This window comes from Rhizobium leguminosarum bv. viciae USDA 2370, assembly GCF_002008365.1.
Classification (GTDB): Bacteria; Pseudomonadota; Alphaproteobacteria; order Rhizobiales; family Rhizobiaceae; genus Rhizobium; species Rhizobium leguminosarum.
Window position 1 is genome coordinate 258282 of record NZ_MRDL01000046.1, and the last position, 26218, is coordinate 284499.

Annotated in this window: 21 protein-coding genes; 13 read left to right on the forward strand and 8 right to left on the reverse strand. The window is 60.5% G+C overall.

Annotated features, from left to right (window positions below):
- Positions 1-16: 16 nt before the first annotated feature.
- Genes BS629_RS23195 through BS629_RS23210 form a run of 4 tightly spaced genes read left to right on the forward strand, consistent with a single transcriptional unit; the run spans position 17 to position 7807 of the window.
- Positions 17-1633 carry a caspase family protein gene (locus BS629_RS23195; protein WP_018246181.1) on the forward strand — a complete coding sequence of 539 codons (1617 nt, stop codon included), beginning with the start codon at positions 17-19 and terminating at the stop codon, positions 1631-1633.
- Positions 1630-4161: a trypsin-like serine protease gene (locus BS629_RS23200; protein WP_018517793.1), complete on the forward strand. Its 2532-nt coding sequence runs from the start codon at positions 1630-1632 to the stop codon at positions 4159-4161. Before BS629_RS23195 ends, BS629_RS23200 begins: the two co-directional genes overlap by 4 nt.
- 13 nt (positions 4162-4174) lie before the next feature.
- Complete coding sequence (locus tag BS629_RS23205) at positions 4175-5359, forward strand: serpin family protein (protein ID WP_018246179.1); 1185 nt, start codon at positions 4175-4177, stop codon at positions 5357-5359.
- A gap of 42 nt (positions 5360-5401) precedes the next feature.
- Entirely contained in the window at positions 5402-7807 is a 2406-nt protein-coding gene (locus tag BS629_RS23210) for a protein kinase domain-containing protein (protein ID WP_018246178.1), read from the forward strand.
- Positions 7808-8056: 249 nt separating this feature from the next.
- Here BS629_RS23210 and BS629_RS23215 read toward each other — a convergent pair whose 3' ends face one another.
- From BS629_RS23215 to BS629_RS38540, 3 genes are all read right to left on the reverse strand, one after another.
- Positions 8057-8536 (reverse strand): GNAT family N-acetyltransferase, encoded by a 480-nt coding sequence (locus BS629_RS23215; RefSeq protein WP_018246177.1) that lies wholly within the window; start codon positions 8534-8536, stop codon positions 8057-8059.
- Between the two features lie 239 nt (positions 8537-8775).
- Complete coding sequence (locus BS629_RS23220; protein WP_077988517.1) at positions 8776-9453, reverse strand: HAD family hydrolase; 678 nt, start codon at positions 9451-9453, stop codon at positions 8776-8778.
- A gap of 94 nt (positions 9454-9547) precedes the next feature.
- On the reverse strand, positions 9548-9769 hold the full coding sequence (locus BS629_RS38540) for a hypothetical protein (RefSeq protein ID WP_128408931.1): 222 nt from the start codon (positions 9767-9769) through the stop codon (positions 9548-9550).
- 437 nt (positions 9770-10206) lie between these two features.
- Between BS629_RS38540 and BS629_RS23225 the strand changes: the two genes are divergently transcribed.
- The 3 genes from BS629_RS23225 (at position 10207) to BS629_RS23235 (ending at position 12787) form a co-directional block, all read left to right on the forward strand.
- Positions 10207-10518: a DUF982 domain-containing protein gene (locus BS629_RS23225; RefSeq protein ID WP_018246175.1), complete on the forward strand. Its 312-nt coding sequence runs from the start codon at positions 10207-10209 to the stop codon at positions 10516-10518.
- 123 nt (positions 10519-10641) lie between these two features.
- Entirely contained in the window at positions 10642-11376 is a 735-nt protein-coding gene (locus BS629_RS23230; protein ID WP_018246174.1) for a phosphotransferase enzyme family protein, read from the forward strand.
- 442 nt (positions 11377-11818) lie between these two features.
- Positions 11819-12787, forward strand: coding sequence for a DMT family transporter (locus BS629_RS23235; protein ID WP_018246173.1), 969 nt, complete (start codon positions 11819-11821; stop codon positions 12785-12787).
- A gap of 271 nt (positions 12788-13058) precedes the next feature.
- Here BS629_RS23235 and BS629_RS23240 read toward each other — a convergent pair whose 3' ends face one another.
- Positions 13059-13244 (reverse strand): 4-oxalocrotonate tautomerase, encoded by a 186-nt coding sequence (locus BS629_RS23240; RefSeq protein ID WP_003553363.1) that lies wholly within the window; start codon positions 13242-13244, stop codon positions 13059-13061.
- Between the two features lie 122 nt (positions 13245-13366).
- Here BS629_RS23240 and BS629_RS23245 point away from each other — a divergent pair, with 122 nt between their 5' ends.
- Positions 13367-14251, forward strand: a complete 885-nt coding sequence (locus BS629_RS23245; RefSeq protein ID WP_018246172.1) for a LysR family transcriptional regulator — start codon at positions 13367-13369, stop codon at positions 14249-14251.
- A gap of 238 nt (positions 14252-14489) precedes the next feature.
- Entirely contained in the window at positions 14490-15344 is an 855-nt protein-coding gene (locus tag BS629_RS23250; RefSeq protein ID WP_018246171.1) for a dienelactone hydrolase family protein, read from the forward strand.
- A gap of 346 nt (positions 15345-15690) precedes the next feature.
- Here BS629_RS23250 and BS629_RS23260 read toward each other — a convergent pair whose 3' ends face one another.
- From BS629_RS23260 to BS629_RS23270, 3 genes are all read right to left on the reverse strand, one after another.
- Positions 15691-16740, reverse strand: coding sequence for a class I SAM-dependent methyltransferase (locus BS629_RS23260; protein ID WP_018246170.1), 1050 nt, complete (start codon positions 16738-16740; stop codon positions 15691-15693).
- Between the two features lie 156 nt (positions 16741-16896).
- A complete protein-coding gene (locus BS629_RS23265) occupies positions 16897-17955 on the reverse strand; it encodes an alpha/beta fold hydrolase (RefSeq protein WP_018246169.1) in 1059 nt (352 codons plus the stop codon).
- Between the two features lie 146 nt (positions 17956-18101).
- On the reverse strand, positions 18102-18872 hold the full coding sequence (locus BS629_RS23270) for an SDR family NAD(P)-dependent oxidoreductase (protein ID WP_026188735.1): 771 nt from the start codon (positions 18870-18872) through the stop codon (positions 18102-18104).
- Positions 18873-19097: 225 nt separating this feature from the next.
- On the opposite strand from BS629_RS23270, the gene BS629_RS23275 reads away from it, so the two are divergent.
- Complete coding sequence (locus BS629_RS23275; protein WP_018246167.1) at positions 19098-21026, forward strand: adenylate/guanylate cyclase domain-containing protein; 1929 nt, start codon at positions 19098-19100, stop codon at positions 21024-21026.
- A 132-nt stretch (positions 21027-21158) separates the two neighbouring features.
- On the opposite strand, the gene BS629_RS23280 is transcribed toward BS629_RS23275, so the two are convergent.
- On the reverse strand, positions 21159-21743 hold the full coding sequence (locus BS629_RS23280; RefSeq protein ID WP_018246166.1) for a hypothetical protein: 585 nt from the start codon (positions 21741-21743) through the stop codon (positions 21159-21161).
- 512 nt (positions 21744-22255) lie between these two features.
- On the opposite strand from BS629_RS23280, the gene BS629_RS23285 reads away from it, so the two are divergent.
- The 3 genes from BS629_RS23285 (at position 22256) to BS629_RS23295 (ending at position 26122) form a co-directional block, all read left to right on the forward strand.
- On the forward strand, positions 22256-23341 hold the full coding sequence (locus tag BS629_RS23285; RefSeq protein ID WP_018246165.1) for a polysaccharide pyruvyl transferase family protein: 1086 nt from the start codon (positions 22256-22258) through the stop codon (positions 23339-23341).
- A 19-nt stretch (positions 23342-23360) separates the two neighbouring features.
- Entirely contained in the window at positions 23361-24875 is a 1515-nt protein-coding gene (locus BS629_RS23290) for a lipopolysaccharide biosynthesis protein (protein ID WP_018246164.1), read from the forward strand.
- 155 nt (positions 24876-25030) lie between these two features.
- A complete protein-coding gene (locus BS629_RS23295; RefSeq protein ID WP_018246163.1) occupies positions 25031-26122 on the forward strand; it encodes an acyltransferase family protein in 1092 nt (363 codons plus the stop codon).
- The last annotated feature ends 96 nt before the right edge of the window (positions 26123-26218 follow it).

A 26218-nucleotide genomic window follows, 5' to 3' on the forward strand; every position in this document is an offset into this window, starting at 1 on the left:
CGAGGGGAGTCTGGCCATGTCCGCATCCGTTTCCATGGCCGCCGCATTTGCCCTCCTCACCCTGGCGGCCACCGATAGTCTGGCAAGGGTGATAGAAGCGCCGGAGCGCGGCGCGGTCAGAGCCGTGTTGATCGGCATCGACCTCTACCGTAACGTCCCGCCGCTGCATGGCGCCGTCGCCGATGCCGAGGATCTTTCGCTTTCGCTGCGGTCGGTCGGCGTCGAGGACATGACGCTCTTGAAGAATGGCGCTGCCGATCGCGAGGGCATCTTCCACGCGATCGAGGCCGTCACGGAACGGGCAGGGCCTGGCGACCTCGTCGTGCTCGGCATTGCCGGTCACGGGTCGAGCGAGCCGGAACGCGTCAAGGGCTCGAAACCGAGCGGCCGCGACGAGGTCTATGTGCTCGCCGGCTTCGACACCCGGCTGCCCGGATCGCGCGAGCGCATCTTCGGCGACGAGTTCAAGGCGCTGATCCGCAATCTTGAGACCAAGGGCGCCGATGTCGTCTTCATCGCCGATACCTGCCATGCCGGCGGCATGACCCGCGACGTCGATCCGCGCGGCGCCGAGATCACTTGGCGTCAGGCGCCTTCCTATACGATCGAAGAGGACGACCTCGCGCCGATCTCGACGACGGCGGATGCGCTGTCCACCGGCTTTGATTTCAAGCGGCTGACCTTCCTTGCCGCCGTCGACGAGAACACCAAGTCGCCCGAGATATCGATTCCCGGCATTCCGCAGAAACGCGGCGCGCTGAGTTATGCCACCGCCCGCGCCTTTGAGGGGGCGGCCGACCGCAACGGCGACGGCGCCGTCAGCCGCCGCGAACTGTTCGAATATGTGCGCCAGGCGGTCTACCAGTTCACCGACCAGCGGCAGAATATCTTTACCGAAAGCCCGCCCGGAACCGATCTCGATCGCGCCGTTGTCTATAATTACGAAGGGGCGGGGGCCCAGGCGGCGGCGGAGAAATCAAACGCGCCGCTGCCTGCCGAGCCCGCGCCGATCAGCGTTGCCGCCCTCGGCTCGGAGCCGGTGCTGCAGGGGATCGCCCCTGCCGTCATCCCGTTCAAGCTGACGGAGGGTGCCGATGCCGAACTCGTCTTCGATCCGGAAAAGCGCGAGGCGATTGCCGGCGGCGACGTCGTCGCCTCCGCCGTCGGCGCCGGCGACATGCCTTTCGTCGTCGACCGGATGGCCGCGCTCGACACCCTGAAGCGACTGTCCGAGACAAACCCGCAAACCACGCGCGTGACGCCTTCAGACACTGTCCATCGCGAAGGTGAGCGCGTCGGCGTCACTGTTTCGGATCTATCAGGCCGCAAGCTCGTGCTCTTCGACGTCACCGGCGATGGAACCGTGCAGTACCTCTATCCCAACGAGAAGGAGGTCGATGCCGAGATGTCTCAGACCTTCGATCTCGATCTTTCGGTCGTCGCCCCGTTCGGCACCGACCTGCTCGTCGCCGTCACCTCGGAAAGCCCGATGCCCGAACTTGTGGAGTTCCTGAAGCAGAACGACAGGCGCCGCACCGCCGGCAACATCGCCAAGCGCCTCGGCGCATTCCTGCCCGAGGGCGCACGCGTCGGATTTACGGTCCTCTATACCTCCGCCGGAGCCAAGCTATGAGCACGTCGATCAGCCGGGTCCTCACTATTGCGTCCGTCATGCTGCTTCTGGCCACGCCTGCGCTGGCGCAGCAGGACACCGATTTCGCCGGCGAGGATGGCGGGCGGGTCATCGGCGGCAAGGCGGCGAAGAAGGGCGAATGGCCCTGGCAGGTGAAAATCCTGGCGCCCGACCCCGAACAGCGCGGCCGCTTCGGCGGCCATTGCGGCGGCTCGCTGATCGCGCCCCGCTGGATCCTGACGGCCGCCCATTGCGTCACCAGCGGCCGCTCCGGCAAGCAGGATCTCTTCGCCCGCGACCTGCTGATCGTCGAGGGCAAGTCGAAGATCGACAAGGTGATCGCGGTCGACGGGCCCGACAAGCCGGGCCTTGCCGTGGAAGACGTAATCATTCACGAGGATTTCGACCGCAAGGTCTTTGCCAACGACATCGCCCTCATCAAGTTGGGCGAGCCCGCCAAATCGAAGCCGGCGATCCTTGCCTCGACCTCGGATGATGAGGTGGAGGCCGCCGGCCACCCCGCCGTCGTGACCGGCTGGGGTTACACCAAGGCCGATCACGGCTGGGACGATAAATACCTGCCGACCGAACTGCAGGAAGTCGAACTGCCGATCGTGCCACGCGAGGACTGCCGCGCCGCCTACCGCGACAGCTCGATGCGCATGAACCCGATCGACGAGCGCAATGTCTGCGCCGGCTATGCCGAAGGCGGCAAGGATGCCTGCCAGGGCGACAGCGGCGGACCGCTCGTCGCCCAGCGCCCCGACAAGCGCTGGATCCAGCTCGGCATCGTCAGCTGGGGCGCCGGCTGTGCCGAGGCCGAGCACTACGGCGTCTATACCCGTGTTGCCGCCTTCCGTGACTGGATCGCCGCAAAGACCGACGGCGACGTGCCAAATGTTGAAGGGCCCGCTGCCGGCGATCAGGTCGCGTCCACCACGACCGGTGGCGGGACGAAGCAGAGGAAGTCCGGACAGGAAGAGGCCAATCTCGCCATCACCACCCCGCCCGCCGGCGATACGGCGCCGGCCGGCACGACCGAAACGCCTGCTGCCGACACGCCCGCCGGCGATACTCCGCCGGCGGACAAGCCTGCCGCCGACGAACCCGCCGTCCAGCCGCCAGTCGTCCAGACGCCGGTGATCGAAAGCTCGCCCGGCGACCGCGCGCTGTTGATCGGCATCGACGATTACGAGATGCGCGAGGCGAAACTGACCGGCTCCGCCACCGATGTGAAGGCGATGCAGGTCTTCCTCGCCAAGACGCTCGCCTACCGCCCGGAACAGATCCATACGCTCACCAACCGCAAGGCGACCCGCGAAGCGATCCTTGCCGAAATCGACGACTGGCTGGTGCGTCAGTCGACGCCGGGAAGCCGCGTCTTCCTCTATTTCAGCGGCCAAGGCTCGGAGGAAATGGGCGCCGAGGAAACGACCAGCCCGACGCTTGTGGCAGTCGATGCCAAGCTGATGCGCGAGGGCGGCAAGGTGACGGTCACCAACCAGATCCGCGAAACCGAGATCGCCGCGCGGCTGAACAGCCTCAAGGACCGCCGTGTGACGCTGCTGATCGACGCCTGCCATGTCGGCCCCGGCAGTCGCAGCGCGGTGGCGGCGCCCTCCGGCACCGTGCGTTGCCTCGGCCCGGCGCTGGCAGCGCTCGAACCGCCGAACAAGTCAGGCAAGGAAGCGAAATTCTCATTCGGCGGCGAAAACGCCATGGTCTGGTCGGCCGTCAACGCAGGCCAGTGGGCCCTCGTCGACCGCGAGGCCAAGCCGGCGCTCGGCGTCTTCACCCGCCACTTCATCGAAGGCGTGCAGGATGGCGTGGCGCGCGCGGCCGACAAGCCGAATGTCAGCAATGCCGCTTTGCTCGATTATGTCCGGCGCAAATCGGACGAATATTGCCGGACGCATGCCGAGGATTGCCGCTTCACGCCGGTGCCGCAATTTTATGGCCAGCCGGATGCGCTCGGCCGGGATGTGATCACCGGCGAGGAGGCGAAGACGCCGGTCGCCGCCGTCGAGAACACGCTGAAGAGCGACAATGAGGCGGGTGTTGCCGTCGACGTGCTGCCCGGCACCGCGGTCAGCATCGGCGACAAGGTGGCGATGCGTGTCTCCACCAAAAAGTCCGGTTACCTGATCCTGGTCGATATCGACGCCTCCGGCAAGCTGACGCAGCTTTACCCGAACAAGCGCTCGATGGGCCTGAAGCCAACGGCCAAAAGCGGCGACAACCGGCTCGATCCGGCCCGGCCGGTCGTCGTGCCCGATGCGCGCAATCCCTATACCGGCTTCGAATATGTGGTGGAGGGACCGGCCGGCGTCGGCATGGTCGTCGCCATCCTCAGCGACAAGCCGATCGAAGTGCTCGACCTGCCGGATGTGCCGACACCGCTCGTCGGCCAGCGCGCCGCCTTCAACTATGTCTACGATCTCGCCCGAAGCCTCAGGATCGTCGGCGACGACGAGAGCGGCGCCCAAGGCAAATGGTCGTTCGATTCCAAATTCTATCGCATCCGCTGAACAGGAGCGAACCATGCCGAAATCCACTCTGCTGGCGGGTCTTGCCGCCTCCCTGATGGCGCTTGCCCCAGCCGGCCATGCCGGCGAGACCGGCGACAGCCAGGCGATGCTGACAGCGCAGGCGGCGCTTGCCGCCGAACTCATCGACCGCACCCTGGCAAAAGAGGGTGCTGCCAATATCATGGTGTCGCCGGCAAGCCTTGCCGCCGCGCTCGGTCTCGCAGGCCTCGGCGCCTCCGAAGAGGGCAAGGCATCGATCGCCAAAGGCCTCGGTTTCGGTGGCGCGGTGAGGGGACCGGAGACGGTGCTCGACGCGATGTCTCCGGAAAGGCCGGCAGCGGCCGATGCGCCTTTGGCGACCGCGGTCGCGATCGTCTTCGACGACAAGCTGGTGCTCGTTCCCGATGCGCTCCCCATGCTCGCCACCCACCACATCAAGCCTTCGATCGAGGACCTCGACGGACCGAAATCGGTCGAGCACATCAACGGCTGGGTCAAGCAAGCCACGCGGGGCGCCATTCCTGTAATCCTGGATGCACCCCCCGGCGGCGGCTTCGTCAGCCTCGGCGCACTCTCGTTCAAGGCGCGCTGGAAGACTTCCTTCGAGAAGGAGAGCCCGGCAAGCCCCTTTCAGCGGCCGGATGGCTCGACGATTTCGGTGCCGATGATGCATCTTGCCGGCGACGGGCAGAGGTTCCGCTCCGATGAGAAATTCTCAGCTGTCGATCTTGCCTATGCCGGCGAGGGCTACAGCATGGTCGTGGTGGCGGCGCGCTCCGGCAAGGGTGTGAGCGGCGCAGACCTGAAGACGCTTGCCTCCTGGCTTCAGGGCGAGAAATTCGAAGCTGCCAAGGGCGAAATCTTCCTGCCCCGCTTTTCCCTGAACGACGGGCGTGATTTGATGCCGGTACTCAATGCGATGGGCGTGGCGCCCGAGAAGGCCAAGGATGCCGGTTTCCCGGGTTTCACCAAGGAAAACATCCGCTTGTCGCGCGTCCTGCAGAAGACGATGATCAAGGTTGACGAAAACGGCACGGAGGCAGCGGCAGCCACGGCTGTTATCACGGAACGTAGCATCGATCCGAAGCTTATTCGCGTTGTGGCCGATGCCCGTTTCGCCTTCGCGCTTCGCGATACCAAGACCGGCCTGCTGCTCGCCGCAGGCCTTATCGGCGATCCATTGCTGGCAGGCGAATAGAATTCGGTTTCATGAATGCAATGAATGCAGGGGGACAAGTGCATGAGAAGTGATCTGATCGCCCGCTACACGATCGGCGAGCCGATCTATGAAAACGAGTTCATCGTCTATCCCGCCCAGGACAAGCGGATGGACCATGCGGTCTTCATCGTCACACCAGATGTGGCGCTGAAACTCGACAAGGCCCGTTTCGAGCGGGTCTGGACCTCCATCAACGAGGCCAAATCGCTGACGGCCCGGCGTTTCGTCGAAATCGAGGACCTCATTCCGCCGTCCCCGGAAGACGACAATTTCTATATCGTCGAGAAGCGTCCGTCGAAAACGCTGCACCAGTATCTCGACGAAACGGAGATGGTGGCTTACGAGCGCGCCGTCGAGATCGGCCGCCACATCCTCGAAGGGCTGGCGACGCTGCACGGCGCCGGTTACGCCCACAATGCCCTGACCGACCAGTGCATCTATGTCTCCGAAGATTATTCCGGCCTCTCGGTCCGGATCGGTAACCTGCACCTGATCTCGAAGATCGGCGAGCACATCATCCCGCCCTATGTGCCGGAATTCGGCGCGCCGGAGATTTATGCCAGCGGCACCTTCTCCGCCTCATCGGCACTCGACATCTACGCAATGGGCATGATTGCCTACAAGCTCTTCCTGCCGCGGCAGACCTATGCCAGCGTCTTCGACAGCGTCATGGTCTGGGAGGACGAGCACCAGCGCGAGCAGAGCTGGAAGAACATCCACCTCGACCCTTCCAACGTCTTTCCCCGCTTGGACGTGCTGATCCCCGGTTTTCCCGAGGGTCTTGCAAGCCTTGTGGAAAGGATGCTGAGCCGCGACCCTGCTCAGCGTCCGCGCATGGGCGCCGATGCGCTGGGCGAATTCGCCCGGGTGACGACGGGCATCCAGCCGATGTCGTGGGATCCGCGCGGCGGCATGCAACAGCAGCAGGAGGCGCCGAAACCGAAAAAATGGACGCTTGCCAAGCTGTCCATGATCGGGGCGCTGCTGCTGATCTGCATCGGCGTCGGCGTCGTCACCATTCCAAAACTTCTTCGCCCGGATCCGAAACTCGTCGCCGATGTCGGCGTCTGGAAGAAGGAGGCCGAAAGCCGCAAGCAGAAGGCGATTGCCGCCAAGGCGCCGGAGCGCCCTTCCGGTGACCAGGCAAAGCTTTCCTATGACACGGGTGCTGCGGCGCTGACCTCGGCCGATGCCCTGCTCAAGGACGAAGATTACGAAAAGGCGCTTCCGGGCTTCCAGACGGCAGCCATCAATCTCGGCAATGCGCTGATCGGCATCTCCAAGGAGAATGCCGAAAAGGCGAAAGCTGCCGCTTCGGCCGCAGGCGGCGACAAGGCGCCAGGCTTTGCCGAGGCGGACGCCAAGATGAAGACCGCCGCCGACGCCGCCACCGCAAAGCAGATGCATGCTGCGGTCAACGCCTACGACGCATCGAAAACGACGTTTGACGATCTCGCCAAGGCACTCACCGCGCTGGCCGCCGCCGAAAAGGACGCGGCGGCAAAACGCGAAACCGTCAATCGCATCGGCGCCGGCGATAGCCCCGACGTCAAAAAGGCGAGCGGGCTGATGGCGGACGCCAAGACCAAGGCCGAGCAATGGCAGATGCCGGCCGCGACCACAGGCTATGGCGACGCCGCCAAACTGTTCGACGCCGTCATCGCCGACGTCATGGCGGCAAAGGACGAGGCGACGGCGCTGAAGCAGAAAGTCACCGATCTCAGCGCCTCGATCGCGACACGTGCAGGTGCTGCCGAACCGACGCTTGCAGCCCTCGCCCCGAAGATCGGCGAGGCCGACGGCCGCTACACCGCGGAAGCCTATAAGCTTGCCGTCGTTGCCTACCAGCCGATCCTGGCCGATCTCGAGGCGCTATCGGCGCGCGGCTTCTGCCCCGTTTCGCAGACCCTTGCCTTCGAGACCGTGCCGGCGGGAAGTTATTCGCTGGAGAATGTCCGGCTGATGACCTCGTCGATGAAGGAACTCGGCGGCATGCTTGGCGTTGCCAATGGCGCCGTGAAGATCGACAAGTCCTTCTGCATGCAGACGAAGGCCGTCACCCGCGCCGAGATGGCCGAATATTATACCGCCAACTCCGATCCCGCCGCAGCCCAGGCCTATGCCGACAATCCCCAGCAGCCGGCCGACGACGTGCCGCTTGCCGTGGCGCAGAACTATACGGCCTGGCTGTCGAAACAGCTGAACGCCCCGGTCCACCTGCCGTCGGCGACGGAATGGATGGCAAGTGCAACAAAGATCACCACGGAAAAGCTGCCCGACAATGGCGATATCATCCTGCAATGGAGCGCCACCCCCTGCGAAGCCGGCGGCAATGTCGCCTTCATGGCGCAGGAGGGCTCGACCTTCGTCGTCTGCTCCGACGCTTCGGCCGGCGGGATATTCCGGGTTACTGCCGAATTGCGGTGAGGGATCAGAAGGGTGGAGATCTGAAAGCGGGAGCTGTGTGCCGATTACTAGCCAATCTCAATGCGGTGAAGGCCAAGTACGACCAGAGCCGGGGCCGTCTCGAACAGGCCGAATATCGCCGGACGGCATTCCTGAGCGGTCCAATGCCTGATTGCGGATATATTGGAAGAGGCGGGACGCACTGCTGACGCGGCCGGAGCTGAAAAAGGCTCCGAAAATCGAGGCCGTCGCCAGGAAAAAGAGAGAGTTCTAGCCGCGGGCAAACGCCGCCAGCTTCTCTCCCGCCATCCGATAGCGGATCCATTCCTTCTGCGGCTCCGCGCCGATCGCCTCATAGACGCGGATCGAAGGTTCGTTCCAGTCGAGCACACTCCATTCAAAGCGGCCGCAGCTCTTCTCCAGCGCGATCTGTGCTAGGCGCCGCAGCAGCGCCTTGCCGGCCCCCGAGCCGCGCGCGTCCGGTGTTACGTAGAGATCTTCCAGATAAAGGCCGTTCTTCGCCTGCCAAGTCGAATAGCTGAAGAAATAGACCGCCATGCCGATCGCTTGGCCTTCGCGTTCGCAGATCAGCGCATGCGTGACCGAACCGTCGCCGAAGATCGCCGCACGCGTGCTCTCCTCGGTCGCCTCGACCTCGTGGATTGCCTTTTCATAGTCGGCCAATTCGCGGACGAATCGCAGGATCGTTGCCGCGTCTAAAGGCGTCGCGGGGCGTACGGTAAGGGTCATGTGAGAGGCTCCTGATCTGGCGCTCCAGATGAAAGAACCGTCCCGGCCTGTCAACTGCATGAAGTGCAGAGTGCATCTGTAGGGCCTGCAGTTTTGTTCCCTCACTGCTCCACGGCGGCTCTGCGGTTCGATTCACGTCAAGGCGGTGTAGCTCTCGATTAAAATGCCTTGGCTTGGCTCTCAAGCCACCGGCAGAAAATCGACGATTTCCTGCTCCGTCTCGCCCGCCTCGATGCCACCTACTCGTGCCCACTCGAGATTGCGATCAAGTCCCGAACGGCGTGAAGATCCGCCAAGACGCAAGCGCAGCGACCAAGAAGATCTGGAGCCGGCTGAACCAGATCCGGCACCATGATGGTCATCGCTCCGGCGCCTGATGCGGAGAGAACCCCATTTCTGGAGTCTTCCAGGGCAACGCATTCTGAAATGGGCAAGTTGAGCCGCTCGGCGGCCAGCAGGTATGGAGCGGGATGCGGTTTTCCCACCCCGTAATCGCCATAGGCAACAATGGTTTGGAACCGGTCTTGCAGGCCGGTTGCGGAAAGATGGCCCTCGACGGCCGTCCGATCCGATGAGGTTACGATGGCCGAAGGGATCCGCGCCTCTTCGAGGAAGGATAGAATTTCCGGCAAGCCTGCTTTCGTTCGTAAATCCGTTTGCACCATCTGCGTGAAGAGTTCCGAGGCCTGCCTCCAGAGATCCTCCAGAGGGGCATTCTTGCCGAACCGGGCCAACAAAAGTTCGCGGACACTGGAAGCCGGCAAACCAATGGTTTCAAGATAGGCCGGCAGAGGCAATTCGAAGCCTGCATTCCGTGCAGCCGTGATCGTGGCATCGCGATACAGAGCTTCGGTATCGAACATCAAACCGTCCATGTCGAACAGGACGGCTTTGGGAGCACGGGGCAGGCGCTGCATGTATGGCTTTCGACAGTGGGGATCCGCTTGACTGTATACTGCCTTGCCGTGACTGCGCCATGAAAACGCAAAGCGGATTGTCCTCGCCCGATCATCAATGACCGCGTCGCTGTGCTTTTGCTAGAGCTTCGTCGAGCCATCTGTCATGCACGATCATACGGTCACAGTTTGGATAGTAGCACTTCCTAAACTCATAGGTGAAGCGGCTCCGATCCATCCCTTCGAGCGACAGATTGCTTAGCGAATAAGCCCCGGCCAAGCCTGCAAAGAGGCCGAGCAGAATTGCCGCATAGGTGAAGTGACGTGTGGTGATCAAGCGCACAGCTCCAAAGCGGCGAGCTTACAGAAAGGCTGTTTTTAATTTTGTCACCAAAGTCGTTAAAATCACAAAATAACCCACCGTTCGATCATCAGGGTGATGTGGAGGGTCGCTTCGCCCCGCCGGCGGCATCTTCAGCGTCACCGCGGAATTGCGGTGAGGGATTCCGAGGCGTGGAGATCGAAAAAAGAAAGCGGTGCGCCGCTGATAATGGGGCGGGTAATCGGTTGCGAACCCGGAATGCATCCATCAGTGCAACCCTTGTCGACGGAGCGCAGGGCGCTCCCACATAAGGTTCCAGAGTGCCCTTTCTTCTTCATTCGACAGCTCGCGCTCAAGCCGCATACCTCTACACTTTTCAATTCCAAATTTCAGAATACGCGCGTATATTGAGCTGGGGACTGCAGTATCCGTGCCTTGAGGGGTCGAGGACAATGTGCTGGAACACATCATCAGCATTCACGCCGGTTGGATTTGCTTTGCGAGGCCCGGCATCTCGCAAGATCGTATGGACGCTCGGCGACGCGGCGCGTCTCCTGATCAACGACTGGCCTTGCGATGACGGCGAGGAATATGTGGCTGCCGTCAAAGCCTGCGTCGACGCATTGAGCGGGAAGATTGCCCCGGAACAATTCCGGGATGCGCTTCTGCGTGCGGCCGATGAGGCGGGTATCGCTACTCTATCGCTCGTCCCGCAGGGAGTTCGAGAGCGACGATCGGACCTTCCCCCGATGATGCGAACATAGGCCTTATATCAAGGGGCTACCCGCTTTTTCGACGTCACGTTTGCGCCAGCAGCGGACATCGTGACGTCGCAAACTTTTTCTATTTCTCCGTCGATTTGATCACGACCGCCAGGGATATTGTCAATGGGATGGGAAGCACTGGAGCAATGGGGTGAAGGTGCGGTCCGCATCGAACCACTTGCCGGTGGAGTCGCCAACGACGTGTGGAGCGTTCGCATCCACGGGCAGATCGCGGTCGCTCGTTTCGGCTCCAGGACCGACGCTGACCTCGCCTGGGAAACCGAGCTGCTCCAACATCTCGACCGTGAAGGGATGAACGTTCCAGTGCCGATCCCCACGACTGACGGCCGGCTGTTCGCGAACAGTCTGGTGGTCATGAAGTACATGGAGGGCGGACCGCCCGAGACGGAGTCCGACTGGCGTCGCGTGGCCGAAACGCTCCGCAAACTGCATCGGTTGACGCAGGGCTGGCCGCAGCGCCCAGGCTGGCGATCGTCGAGCGACCTCCTGCATGCCGAAACCGGAACGAGGATCAACCTTGCCGCGATGCCGCCGGAGGGCGTTGTTCGATGTCGAGCAGCCTGGGCGCGGCTAGTCGGACGCCAGACATGCGTTGTCCATGGCAACCTCAGCAACCCCGGCAACGTCCGCATGACCGCGGATCGGGTCGCGTTGATCGATTGGGACGAGGCACATGTCGACGTCCCCGACCTTGACCTGGTGCTGCCCGGCAACGCTGCCGACCTCGACGACGGCACGCATGACATCGCCGCGCAAGCATCAGCTGCATGGGAAGCCGCCGTCTGCTGGCGGGACGAGTATGCAGTCAAGCGGCTTGCCGAAGTTCGCCCGGTCTGAGCAGTTCCGGCGGGTCGGCGACCTTGCGGCTGACGCTCGGCGGCGGCGCGTTCAGCTGCCGGCGTCAACTACCGCACGCAGAACCCGCATTGCATCACGCCGATCCAACATCCCGCCGATTGAAAGCCTCGATGTCGAGGATATGGGAAATCGGCTCCGCTGAACAGGCGGCCCGGCCGTCTGCGTGAATCCAATCCCGATGATGCAGCGATGACCGCTTCGAAGCGTTGCACACGCATCGCGGCCCCCGCGATACAGCACCGTTTCACGATCCGGGTGATGCGTATCGAGAGGCTGGTTCTCATTTTCGCCGGCTACCGGCCAGAGCGCGTGGCCGGTAAATTTTCCCCATTCGATCAAGCATTTCGCTTGATTGCCAAACGGCACACTCGGTGTCGCGGAGACCAGGGCTCGGTGACGCAACTTCAAAAGGGTGAACATTATGGACAGACTTTTCTATGTTGGCGTGTCGGCCGCGCTCTTTGCGGCCTTTGCCTTTTCGCTCAACTTCGTCGTGCCCTTCATCATCGGTGACTATTCCACCTTTGACTTTGCCCTCATCCGTCACGTCGTCTCGGCACTCGTCGGGCTTTACATTCTGTTTTCCGAGAAGGGTGTCATGCGCCACCTCACGCTTCGAAACTGCCTGCATGCCATCTGCCTCGCCTTCGTCGGCTATGTCGGCTACTTCCTGACAGTGACGGGAGCGGCCCTCTTTGCCGGCCCAGTCATCGCTCCGGCCTTTCTCGGGCTCGTACCAATCGTATTGATGGTCATTGGCAATCAGCGTCAGGCATCATTGCCATGGCGATCCCTCATGGTGCCTCTGGCACTGGTGCTGGTCGGCCTTGGCCTCGTCAATGGCACGGCATTGACGGCCGAAGGACTGGACACTGTGCAATCATTGTGGATTGGCGTGCCGCTGGCGCTTGCTGCCGTGGGCCTTTGGGTCTGGTTCGCGCTTTCCAATCAGGCAGCACTCGCCGCACGGCCGGACATGCCCTCCGGCGTGTGGTCGGCGCTGATACTGGTTGGCGGCGGCGTCTTGATGCTGGCCTTCTTTCCCATCGGTGCCGCGATGGGCCTCTTCCGGCTTCCTACATTGGGATTCGGCTGGAGCGCTGCCGGCAACCTCTATGTCTGGGGCACAACTCTCGCGCTGCTGGCCACCGTGGGCGGCGTCTGGGCCTGGAATATAGCCTCACGCAGCCTGCCGGTTGCCTTGGCCGCGCAATTGATCGTCTCAGAGACTGCCTTCGGCGTGATCGGCGGACTTGTCGTGCATGCGCGCTGGCCAACTCCGATCGCAGTCGCCGGGGTTGTTGTCCTGATCGCCGGCGTCGTTCTGTCGGTTCGGATTTTCTATGATCGCCAATTTGCATCTGGAAAGACGGTGCTCGCGAACGAGTGAACCGCTGGACACAGGGCCAAAATAAAATCCGCTTTTACGCAAACATGCCGCCTCGCCAGTCCAATGCGTTGTGCGCTTTCAAGCCGCCGCTTGGCTGGGCTCTACGACTGACATGAGGCGCAAAGCAGCCTTATCCTTCGACGACGAAAAAGTTCGCTTAGGTCAACCGGCCGCCCTTCACATTCAGCACGGGAGCCGCCTGCCGGCTCCCTGTCCGATACTGTGGCGGCGGCGTCCCGCAGCTCGAGCGTCCGACGCTGCGGGTCGTCTCTCAGGCCTCGGATTTCAGCTTGCCACCGACCGCCCAGGAATCCTTGGCGATCTCCGTTATCAGGATTTCCAGCGATTCCGGCGGGCACGCCAGGGTTTCGACGGCGGCCTTGGTCGCTTCGCGCGCGAAGGCGCGCTTCTGATCGTCGGTGCGGCCGGGATGCATCTGCAGGTGAAGAATGGGCATGGTGTCTCCTTGGTCAGGTTGGTGATGTCCGTCGTCTTGGCGCGGGCATCACGACCATGTTGTAAATTCCTTGGTTGATAAATAAGCTGCTGGTATCGTCATTCGAAACCGACAGGTAGGCAATGGACAAGCTGGCCGGCATGGCGATGTTCGTCAGGGTCATCGACAATGGCAGTTTCGCGGCCGCCGCGGAGATCGCGCAAGTGTCGCCTGCCATGGTTGCCAAGCACATCAAGACGATTGAGACCCGGCTCGGGGCGAAGCTGATCCACCGCACCACGCGACGCCACCAGCTGACAGAGGTTGGTCAGCTCTATTACGAGCGCTGCAAGCGCGCCCTTTCCGAAGTAGCGCTGGCCGAGGCTTCGGCGAGCGAGCTGCAATCGGCGCCGCGCGGTCGCCTTCGGTTGGTTGCGCCGGTCAGCTTCGGGACGCAAGTCCTGGTGCCGGCGCTGGTCGATTACCAGAACGCCTATCCCGACGTCAGCATCGAGCTATCGCTCGACAACAATGTCCATGACCTCGTCGGGGAGGGGTTCGAGCTCGGTATCCACATCGGCCCGCTCTCGGACAGCAGCCTCGTCGCCCGCCCGCTCACGCCCTACCGGCGGATTCTCGCTGCCTCGCCGGACTATCTTGCCCGCCATGGTCGGCCGGCCTCGCCGGAGGCTCTGGCGAACCATCTCTGCCTCGGCCACTCCTATTGGCGCATGCAGGATCGCTGGCACCTGGTCGGACCGGGCGGCGAAATGCGCGATGTATTGATTTCCGGAAAATTCTCCACCAACCAGGGAGCGGCGCTGCGCATGGCGGCGCTCAGCGGCGCGGGAATTACGCTTCAGCCGGAGCTGCTGCTCGCCGCCGATATCGCCGAAGGACGGCTTGAGCAGGTGCTGCCGGAATGGTCCTACAAGCCTGTACCGATGCACCTCGTCTATGCGCCGAACCGGCGGCCGACAGCGATGTTGCGGACGGTGATAGATTTCCTGGTAGACCGGTTTGGCTGACAACGCTCCGTCGAGGCCGATATCGCTGTGCGGTTTAGCCTTGGCAGAAACAGCGCATCACGCACACCAGCCGCTAAAATAAATCCGGCATCGGCATAAAAAGCCGTCAGATACTCATGAGGGGCGGCTATTTGCCACGCCCCTTTTTAGCCTATGGACGTCGAAGTTTCCGCGTCTAGATGATGATCGGTTGTGGATAGCGTTTGATCAATTGCCTGTCTCCCCGCGGAACAATTCGATGCAAATCACAAAGCTTGCTTTCGGACTTTTGCTCATCGCCATCGTGCAGCTCAATCCTGCGGCTCACGCTGACGAGTTGGTGCGATTTGACAGCGCAGTCGTAAAGCCAAGTCCATTCCTGGAACGCAAGGCCAGGGAACAAGGTGTCACTCTCCCGCAGGCCCAAACCACGCACTTGCTGGGATATCTGAGCCGACCAGAGGGAGATGGTCCATTTCCGGCCGTCGTTGTCATGCACGGTTGCGGAGGTATTCGGCCGAACACCAAGACCTACTGGCCGCAACGGTTGACCTCATGGGGATATGTCGTGCTTGTGGTTGACAGCTTCACGACCCGCAACATCGACAACACCTGCGAGCGCTATCTTCCCGATCGGGTCTTCGATGCCTACGGGGCTCTCGATTTCCTATCGACATTCACCTTCGTTGATGCCCGACGGGTAGGGCTGATGGGCTTCTCGGCTGGTGGAATCGCAACACTGGAAGCCACGAAATCCGAAGGCAACGAGCAGTTCATGGATCGAAAGTTCAAGGCTGCAGTCGCCTACTATCCGGTTTGCGCTCCCCATGAGGGCGATGCGACGGTGCCAACTTTGATCCTAAATGGCGAATTGGACGATTGGAGCCCCGCCGAAAGGTGTCGGCAGAGGGTTTCTCACCTGAGTGGCAAAGGTCCGCCAATCGAACTCAACGTCTATCCGGGCGCATACCATGATTTCGATTCCCCGTACGTTGCGGTGGCAAAGACGGCATTCGGACATCGGGAAGAATATAATGCGACGGCGGCCGCACAGTCCTTTAGCAGCGTTCGAGCATTCCTGAGCAAGTACCTCTCTAGAGCCTTTCCGGGTTAGATTGAAGCATTCTGCCGGAGCAGGTTTTCGTCAGGGCAAAGGCGATTGGCGACGGGCATACCCCAAGGTACGTCCGAGCCGATCGCCTTTGATCCTGGCGGAAAGATGCCCGGCCCTTCGGGTTGGCTGAAACGGGCCGCCTGATCGACCGGCCGGCTTGGCCGTAGAACTGGGCTACGACGCGCGCCGGCCGGTCGACCATCCGACTCCGTTTGAGCCAACAGAATGCTGCAATCTAACCCGGAAAGGCTCTAGATGAAGCCCGCCAGCGTCAGGCTCGCCAAGAGCGGTCCCAGATGAGGAGCGCCCCCCATCTGGCCGGACACGGACGCGCCACGACTTCTCATCAGGTTGCTTCGAGCACCATGTTGAGCGGGGTCTGGGCTGCGCGCCGGACATGTGTGAACCCGCCTGACCGGATCACCTCCGTCAATCGCTTCTCTCCCGCCTGGGCGCCGAGCGCGAGTCCTGTCTCCTGCGCCAGGGAGGTGGGAACGCAGATCATCGTCGAGGCCGAGTAGTAGAGCCGCCCGACCGGGTTGATGTTGTCTTCGAGTGTATCCCCGGCCGTGGGCTCGACCACCATCCACGTGCCACCCTGCTTCAGCGCCTTTCTGATGTGCGCCGCCGCGGTCTTGGGGTCGCCCATGTCGTGCAGGCAGTCGAAGCAGGTGATCAGATCGAAGTCGCTTCCGTCGAAGTCCTGCGCCCGGCCCACCTTGAAATGCACGTTCGCCAGGCCATCTGCCCGGGCGTGGGCAGTCGCGGCCGCAATCGAATCCGCATGGAAGTCGTAGCCGATGAACCGGGAATTGGGGAAAGCCTGCGCCATGAGGATCGTCGACAGCCCATGTCCGCACCCCACGTCGGCCACAGTCGCGCCCGCCTTTAATCTGTCGACGACGCCATCGAGCGCAGGCAGCCAGTCCTGCACGAGGGCGTTCACATAGCCGGGCCGGAACAGCCTCGCCACGGCGCAGAACATGCAGCCGGCCTGATCCCCCCAAGCCACGCCTCGACCGGTCTTGAAGGCAGACTGCACCTTCGGCTGGTTTTCGACCATCGCGGCAGCCGTATCGAACGCACCGATCAGGTTGACCGGGCTGTCGGGTTCAGCAAACACGTAGGCCTGCTCGGGCGTGAGCGAGAACCGGCCATTCTCGTAATGCACATAGCCCGAAGCCGCCTGCGCTGCCAGCCACTCGCGCACATAACGCGGCGCGCATCCCGCGGCCTCGGCGAGATCGTCGGCAGTCGCGGGTCCGATATCCCTGAGGGTCTTGTAGAGGTCGAGCGCGTCTCCGATCCGCACCAGCGGCACGCTGACTGCACCGCCAAGGTCGCCAAGGATGCGGCCCACGAGCTCATTGAGCGTTGTTTCGTTGAGTTGGGTCATGTCGGATTCCTCCTGATTGACGGGCGGCCTGTTGCCGATCGCGGTTCAAGGATGAGACGCCTCGCGCCTGACGGCATGAGACAGCTGTCCCGCGCAGCTGCGGATTCAGGCCCGGCAAAGGGGCGTTTGTCCCAAAGATGTCGGCGATGCAGCTCGCTACCTGGAAAGCGCCATGACGATCGCCTGCGAACGGTTATGCACGCCGAGCTTGCTGAAAATCACCGACAGCTGGTTGCGCACGGTCTTCACGCTCTTGCCAAGGCGGGCTGCAATCGCGCGATTGTCGAGCCCCTCCGCGACGAGGTCGAGAAGCGCCGCCTCGGCGGGTGTCAGACCGGCGTCGCGAACTGCGCGCGGTCGCACCGGTCGATCCTGCCCGAGGAAGGTTGCAAGTTCGGCATGGAAGACGGCCCAGGCCGGTTCGTCTGGCAAGAGCACATGGTTCTTGCTCTCGAGCGGTATGAAGCGTGCTCCGGGAATCGCGGCAGCAAGCTTGCAGCCTTGGTCGAACGGCACGCGCATATCGCCGCGGCTATGCGCAACCAAAGTCGGGACGCGAAGTGTCGTCGCCAGATCAAGCACATCGAGCCCCTGCATCTGCCAGAGCAGTTGCGCGGCAACGTCGGGTGCTGCCGTCACACGCTCCAGATCGCCCCACCAGCGATGCTGTTCGGGTGTCCCGTCCGGAATGAAAAGGTTGGTAAAAAACCGACAGAACGCCGGATTGTCGCGGCCCCAACCGATGCGGATGAGGTTGACGAGCGTCTCGGCCTCCAAGCGCTCGGGCTCGGTCTGCGCGCGTGCCCGCGCACCCTGACTATAGGCATTCAGGAGCACCAGATGTGACACCCGCTCGGGATGTCTCAGGGCGAATGCGATACTGAGGGCGCCGCCTTGCGAAAGACCGAGGAGGACGAAACGCGGTTCCTCGATGGAGGCTGCCACGGCATCCAGGTCCGCGTGCCACGCTTCAACCGAAAGATCGGCGACATGCCGGTCCGATAGGCCGCAGCCGCGCGGATCGTAGCGCACAAACCGGTTGCCGGCCGAGAGCGCCTGCAGCCATGGCCGCCAGACCGGGCTCTCGACATCATAGTCGACATGACTAAGCCAGTGAGCCGCCCGCAGGATCACTTGTCCCGTCCCGCACGATGCGACGGCTATCCGGGTGCCGTCGGCGGAGGCGCAGAACCGTATGGTCTGGCTGAGTTTCATCGGTCAAGATTAGCGCATCGAGAGGTTGCGCAACAGGTCCGTCCCGACGAACTTCGCGCCATGACGGACGTGCGGTCAATGTTGCCAACCCGGCGACCCTTGCCTTCGAGACCGTGTCTTGCGCTCCTGCGCAGCCAGCCTAGGCCTCAGGCGACGGACCATCCACCGTCCACCAGCAGGTTCGCGCCGGTGATGAGGCTCGCAGCCGGCGATGCTAGGAAGACCACGGCACCCACCACATCATCGGTTTCACCGATCCGGCCGAGTGGAATGTGACCAAGCGTCGCTTTGTGATTGTCGGCATCGGATAGAAATGGTGCTGTACCATCGGTGTGAATGAATGTCGGCGATACGGTATTTACGGTGACATTATAGGGTGCCCATTCGGCTGCAAGGCAGCGCGTGAGGTGATTAATTGCCGCCTTGCTCATGCAATAGATTGCCTCGCCGCGCAGTGCCACGGTACCGGCCTGTGAGCTGATGTTGATGATCCGGCCCCCATTGCGCTTGATCATGTGACGCCCAACTGCCTGCGTCATCAGAAAAGTGCCCTTGATGTTGACATCGAGTGTCTCGTCAAGGTCCTTCTCCTCAACGAGTTCCGCGAGATTGCCCGGAGCCACGCCGACGTTGTTGACGAGGACGTCGATCCGACCGAACGTCGTAAGCGCCGCGTCGACGGCTTGTGCGATATGGGCCTTGTTGGGAATGTCCAGTTCAACAGGGAGGACTTTTCGTCCCGCCCCCTCGAGTTCGGCAACCAGACCCGCCGACGCTGCGACATCGCGGACCCCTAAGACAATATCGGAGCCTGCTCTGGCACAGGCAAGCGCGCAAGCTCGACCGATGCCACGGCTCGCTCCCGTCACCAAAGTCACCTTGCCCTCAAGGCTGAAGTCCGGCGCATTCTTCTGCATCATGATGCCTCCCCTCGATGAAGCTCATTTATGGCAGTGTCGGCGTGCGGATGCCAGATATTCTCAACGTGCTGAGGAGCGTCCCTTCGGGACGCGTGAGGTCTGCTTCGGCTCTGGGCCGGATAGCACCACAAGCAGACCTGCCGTTTTGGCGGTGTGCTAGTTGCAGCGCTTCGATGGGTGTAGACTGCCGCTACTATTGCATGTTCATGCAAGGCAACGATGATGGGCACCCCCGCGCTCGACCGAAAGCTGCTCGCGATCCTTGCGGCGGATATGGTCGGCTACTCGAAGGCGATGGAGGCCGATGAGGCCGGCACCATCAAGCGACTGAAGGCCATCCGCGCCGAACTGATCAATCCCGCCATCTCCCAGCGCCATGGCACAATTATCAAGCTGATGGGCGACGGCGCGCTCGTCTCCTTCGATAGCGTGGTTGATGCGGTTGCCTGCGCCGCGGAGTTTCAGAATGTCGTGGCGGCGCGCAACGCCGACCTACCGGAGCCTGAGCGCATCGTATTTCGCGTCGGGATCAATCTGGGCGATGTGGCCTTGGTGGATGGCGATGTCTATGGGGATGGGGTGAATGTCGCCGCGCGGCTGGAGCATTTGGCCGAGCCGGGCGGCGTGGTGGTGTCGGGCACGGCATACGATCATCTCCAGGGCAAACTCGACTGGCCGCTCGATTTCGCCGGCGAGCAGCAGGTCAAGAACATCAGCCGCCCGGTACGGATGTATCGGCTGAGGCTCGACGGCAAACGGGCGCGTCGGCCCCTTCTCAAAATGATACCGCGCTGGGCCAAGGCGGCTGCAGCGGCGATCGTGGCGCTGGCTCTGGCGGGCGGCGGGGTCTGGTGGTTCTCGCAGCCCGAACCTTTGAGCGGCAAGCCGTCGGTGGCGGTGCTGCCCTTCGACAATTATGGCGGCGACGAGGCTAGCGGGCGTCTGGCCGATGGCCTGACCGAGGACGTCATCACCGACCTCGCGCGGTTTCCCGAATTCGAGGTGGTGGCGCGGAATTCGACGGACGTTTATAAAGGCAAGCCCGTGGATGCCCGCCAGGTCGCAAGCGCGCTCCATGTCGGCTTTGTTCTGGAAGGCTCGATCCAGCGGCAGAGTGGCCGGGTACGGATCACAGCACAGTTGATCGACGCAAAAACCGGCCACCATCTTTGGTCGGAGAATTGGGACCGGCCCGCTGAGGATGTGTTCGCCGTTCAGACAGAAATCGCAGAGCAGGTCGCCAACCGCCTCGGCGGCGGAGTGGGACTGATTCAAGAGGCCGGGCGGGCGGCAGCCAAACGCAAACGGCCTGAAAACCTGAATGCCTATGATTACTATCTGCTCGGGTCCGAGAAGATTGAAAAGCTCACCAAGGCTGATGACGAGGAGGCCATCACCTTGCTCAACCGCGCCGTCGAGCTCGACCCGGGGCTGGCCCGGGCCTGGGTCGAACTTTACCATGCTCATGATCTGATGGGCGTGTTTGGCGTCGATCCCGAGAGCAACCGCAAGGTGGCCGCCGATGTGGCCGAACGCGCGGTGCGGCTTGATCCGAGCGACGCTGAAGCCCATGCGGTGTTTGGTATGAGCCTTGCCAATAAGGGCGATATGGGCCGCGGCAAGTCCGAATTCGAGACGGCCCTTCGCCTGGCTCCGGGTTCGTCCGAAATCCTGACCTTTTACAGCGGCTATGCAGCACGCTTCGGTGAACCAGAACGCGGTGCTCAAATGGTCGACAAGGTCATGCGGCTCGACCCGAACTATCCGATGTGGGCGTCCAACTTCTTCGCACCTGCCTATTTTATGGCGGGGCGGTATGAGGACGCGGTGACGATGCTGGAGCGCATGACGCCTGACAACTACCAAAGGTGGACTTGGGTGGTGCGCAGCAGCTCGCTTGCGGCACTGGGTCGAACCGATGAGGCGCATGCTTCAGCTATGGAAACTCTCAAGCAGCACCCCGAGGTGAGTGTCGAGAGCATGATCAGTGAACCCGGCCTAAGCACAATCGAGCGCAATCGATTCATAGAGACAATGCCGCTCGCTGGCTTCCCGGCATGCGCCAAGCCCGAGGCGCTGGCGAACCTCGCCAAACCTGTGCGACTGCCGGAATGCGAGGCGGAGAAGGCCAAACCCCTCGGGCAGCCATAGAACAGCCCTGTGCAACGCGCGCGCCATATAAGAGGCCTTCTCTCGGCACGCTTTCTCAGCGACTTCCCCCGAACGAGCCTTCAACTGGACCAACCATTCATCTGGGATCAGTAGCCATGGAACGCGCAAAACCTACTCGTTGCGAAGATCGACTGCGTCAGAGGGAGCTTTGATCCGATCTCGCTTCGTCTCGAAGATTTCCGTCATCACGGGGAAGCCGGTTGGGGTGGCTCCAACGAACTGGCGGGTGGTTTTGATGATTTTTGAAGTTGCTGTAGAAATCACGACTTCTGATTTGGCGTTATAGCCATTTCTTGCCCAGTCCACCTGAAAAACCTTCACCGGCACAGCGCCATAGAGGCTGTCGGAAGCGTTCGAGCAATGCCGGAAAACTGCTCCGATACCATCTACAGTCTTGCGTAGCCCACGGTGTCGCAAATGCCATCTACCGAGCCCCTGTCGATCATAAGCGAAATCACCAATGAAGACTCGAATTTCGAGCAGGTCAAAAGCGCCCGTCGGCTGAACGCCGTAAAGCCGGTACGCGAAATTGCCTCCAAAGGTGCGCTCATAAGAACGGTTGACGAAATCACATGAAGGGTCTTCGTCTGGGAGACGGTCGAGCAAGCCGAAAGACCTACGATCTTCTTGTGCGGCGGACTGCGATACGACCGACAAAATCACTGGGAGAATTAAAGCAACGATGCCGACGCGCATAGTGACCTTCACTTATTTTTGGCATGGCGTTTCCGAGCCGCCAGGAGCGACATTACTCCATCCAGCTTGCTCATCATTCACCGCGTCAGGCGTTTAACAATGGAAGAGAGAAACCTTAAGTAGCTTGCACGGGACTGAATTCGGCAACCGGTTGCCGCGTCTTACTTCCGGTCACCACTTTGATCGTAGCCAAGATTGCAAGCGTCCATGGCGAACGAACTCCGCTGTCACAGGCGCAATTCGGGTCTCAAATTACTGAGCAATCCGCCACGTCGGAGTCTCAATCGGGAAGGTCGACTTTGGCCTCAAGCAGACAACAAACGCTCCAAAAGTGGACCTGTCGCCAAGGCTTAAAAGGCGTCGACCACGCTCGAACCTCGTGATCGCAGGTGGCCAAGAAGTGAGACAATTTGCCCACTTAACTATGACCTAAAAGTAATTCATCCTCCAATCGACTCTTCAAAATTGCGGTTGTAATTGCTGTTTGAGTTTTGAAAATACAAGTTGAGTATATGCATCACCTCGGCGAAGTTGTAATACGACGACAAAAAGAAAAGTTGATTGAAATTGTAAGGAAATTTGTAAGCCGGGGACAGCCTTACGTTTTAATAAACTTCCCATCAAATAAAGATCCTGGCCATCATGCGAGTTGGCTTGGGTTGTCGATGGTATTGCGTGAAGTAACGGGGCGCCTCCCGGTGCTGACGAGCAACGCCGCGCAAAGTATAGATGAGATAAAGACAACACCAGGCGACGCTCCAATATTCATTTGCGGATGGACCGACTTTGGAGACGCGCAGACGGGCAGGGATGATGTTCGCTACCGTTTGATGTGGAGATATCCGGATCGAACGATCATCCAGATGCCGCAAACGATTCATTTCGCAAACGAGTCCCTCAAGGAATATGCGAAACGTACGATCGGGAGGCATCGCAATTTTTTTTGCATGACGCGCGATGGTCAGAGTTTCGAGTTAGCGAAAGCCAACTTCGATTGTGATGTCGAGGCCGGCCCGGACACGGCATTCGGCATGGGACCGCTGAAACCGTTCGAAGCCGATCCTCTCCGGGTATTATATGTCATGCAGCCTCTCGGAGAGGGCGAGGTCGATATAGCGAAAGCGCGAGCGATCGTAGACGGACCTCTTACCAATTGGATCAATGGTCCGAACAGTCTGTCGCGCATGCGCAAGTCGAGCGTCGTCAAGTCGGCGTTGCGGCATGGCTTTAGCCGCACAGCGATGATCGCCCAACATCGTCAGGATGTCGCGGCTCGATATGTCGATTACGGCGTGAAGATCCTGTCCGGCGCGCAACGGATCATCACCAACCATCTACACGGTCATATTCTCTGTCTTTTGCTGAATAAGCCGCATATCGCGGTTGCGAGGGACGGAAGCAATCTGCACGACGTCATCGGTAGCCAGACTGGCGATAGCCCTCTGGTGGAGAAAGCGACAAATGCCAGTGAGCTCTTAGCAGCAATGTCTCGCCTGCCGTATGAGATGGGAGGAACTTGGTACAAGTCGAGTAAACCCATGAATCCAAGTCCCGCTATTCCCGCCCCCGATCTAATGCCTCAACCCTCCATAGTCTGATTCCCGGTAGGAGCTCACTTTGTCGGTTTTACGAGACGACGATATTCTATTCAGCCATGTCAGTGAGAACCGATCCGCCGCAGCCGTTACGGGTGCTTTCTGGTCGGCGCTGAGCACGCTTATTCCGACAGTCCTGACCTTCGCTGTCTTTGTGGTGACGTCTCGCGTTCTCCAGCCTCAGGATTTCGGCCTTGTCGCGCTGGCCTTCAGCATCGTGTCATTTGCGGGCAGCTTTGGACCGACGGCATTTGGCGAAGCGATCATACAAAAAGCCGAAATCAGGCGCAGCCATCTGGATACAATATTCCTGCTTTCGCTCGCTTTTTCATTTTTGATCTATGGTGCTTTGTGCGTCGCCGCTTCGCCAATCGCGGTCTATGTCGGGCATGAGCAAATCACACCCCTGATTTACATCATGGGATTGAAGGTTTTCTTCGACTTCACGGCCGTCGTTCCGAATGCAATTGTCAATCGGAAGATGTCGTTTCATCTGGTAGCCGTCCGCACTGTGATTGCGACGATCACTTCTGCCTGCATTTGCCTTGTTTTGGTTCTCGCGGGTTTCGGCTTGTGGGGGCTTGCGATTGCACAGATCGCGGCCACAGCGGCATCATGCGGCGCCGCTTTCTGGGGCGCTGGGTGGCTGCCCGGGCTTCACCTGAAGAGAGCAAGCCTCAATGAGCTGCTTCACTATGGGTTCTTTGCATCTGGCACTCGGTTTTTACAGACGATGAGCTTGGACAACTTGCTCATTGGGGTGCTCTTGAGCCCGTCAGCGCTCGGGATCTATAACTTTTCGAAGCGCCTGTTTGATATGATCAACAACGTCATCGCCGGGGGCTTAACATCTGTCACGCACGTCTTGCTTTCTTCATTGCGGGCTGATCCGAAGAAAGTTCGAGAAGCATTTCTAATGGCAACCTTTGGCTGCGCTCTGGTTTCGTACCCCGTATTCATTGGCCTTGCCGCCGTTGCCGGTGATGCGATCACGACAATTTTCGGTGCACATTGGATCGCGGCCGTTTGGCCGGTCCGGTTCTACTGCGTCATCGGATTGATGGCTGGGATCGGCTACGTGCAGGCATCCTTGATCAAGAGCCAGGGAGAGATGGATTGGTGGTTTTACTACCAGCTGGCACGAAACCTCCTCACACTCCTGACGATCGCAATTCTTTATCCTTATGGCGTCACGACAATTGTTTTAGCCATAATGATCGAAGTTCTGTTGTTTTGGCCGATCACCAGTTGGAAGGTTTCGCAGCATATAGAGTTGAGTGTCCCGGCATATTTGGCGCAATTCCTGCGACCTACGATAGCCTGTGCAGGAATGGTTGCAGTCGTTTTCCTCCTCCACGAATTGCTAATTCGTTGGTCCCCGTATCCACGCTTGACCGCGGAAACCCTTGTAGGCGGCATGGCTTACTGCGGCCTGATATTCGTTCTATGCAGAGCTCGTTTAAATGTCTTGATCGGTAGCATAAAGCAGGCACGGCAGCGCAAAAGTAACAGGGATGCGGTTGCCAACCCTGCATGATTTCCTGGCCCTACCCGCGTAGACCTGTGTTGCGATTTGAAGGATCTGGCGCTCAAGCAGTCATCTGAAATTATGAGAACGTCGCTTCGGTGACGTTCTCATCCACCGCATCCGAACGCCCCTCAGACACAACGCGTAATAGGATAATCCATAAGATGACTAGCCTCGACCGCGGTTATTCGCCACAGGCGATGGACGATGTAGGAGTCTCGGTTGCCGACCGCAACCGTTACTATACGCTCGATGCAATGCGCGGATTTGCCGCTATTTGTGTTGTCGCTACACATTTCCGGGAGAGCTATGCGCCATCAGCCTATCTAGCCGTCGACTTTTTCTTCGTTCTCAGCGGATTTATTATCGCCGAAATTTATGGAAAGCGACTCTCGCGCGGTCTGCTGTTCCAGTCGTTTATGGCGGCCCGCATCAAGCGCCTTTATCCGCTCTATTTGATCGGAATTTTGGTCGGCCTCATCCAGATCATTCTGTTAACAAGCTGGGGGCTGAGAAATCAAAGTGTCATCGACCTGCTGGTGTCAACGACTGCGAACACGTTCTTTCTGCCCAGCCCAATGTACTTCCTTCAAGCGAACCCGATGCAAGGAATGTTTCCAATCAACGGTCCAGCATGGTCGATGTTCTGGGAACTGTTGGTGAATATAGTCTTCGCCCTGTGGCTTTTTCGGCTCTCTATCCGCGCCCTCTGCGGAGTTGCATTGGTCTCGGCTGCATTTTTGGTTTTTGTCGGTTTTAAATACGGTATGTTGAATATTGGCTGGGAGTGGCCCTCAGCGGTAGGTGGCCTGCCAAGGGTGATGTTTTCATTTACCGCAGGGGTCGTGATAAGCCGTCTATTCGGCGGAATGCCCGCTTGGAGGAAGGGCTGGGCCGCCATTGTGCCATGCCTTCTTCTGATGATTTGCATTGCGGCGCCGGTTCCTGTCGTGCTGCGGCCTTACTACGACTTGATGTTCGCGATGGCCTTGGCGCCGCTCATCGTAATGCTTGGCCTCTTTTTGGAGATGCCTGCAAAAGCAGAGGCGTTGGCGACGTGGATTGGGTATATCTCCTACCCAATCTACATCCTACATCGAGGTGCGATCGGCGTTTTCAAGCCGGTTGCGGCGTCGATTGGATTGAATAGCCCTCTCGCATTCTCAGTGTTTCTCAGCGCGGTCGCATGTTTCGCTTATGTGACCGCTCGTCTCGTCGACAAAACGATGGCTACGCGGACCCGTCGAGCTCGATAACTTTTGCGTCGGCTTTCCCAGGTGTACCTACTTAAATGCATGGGGTGCGCTGGGAATAGTCGGTCAACCGCTCGTCTTGCAGCAAACCGCTTCGAC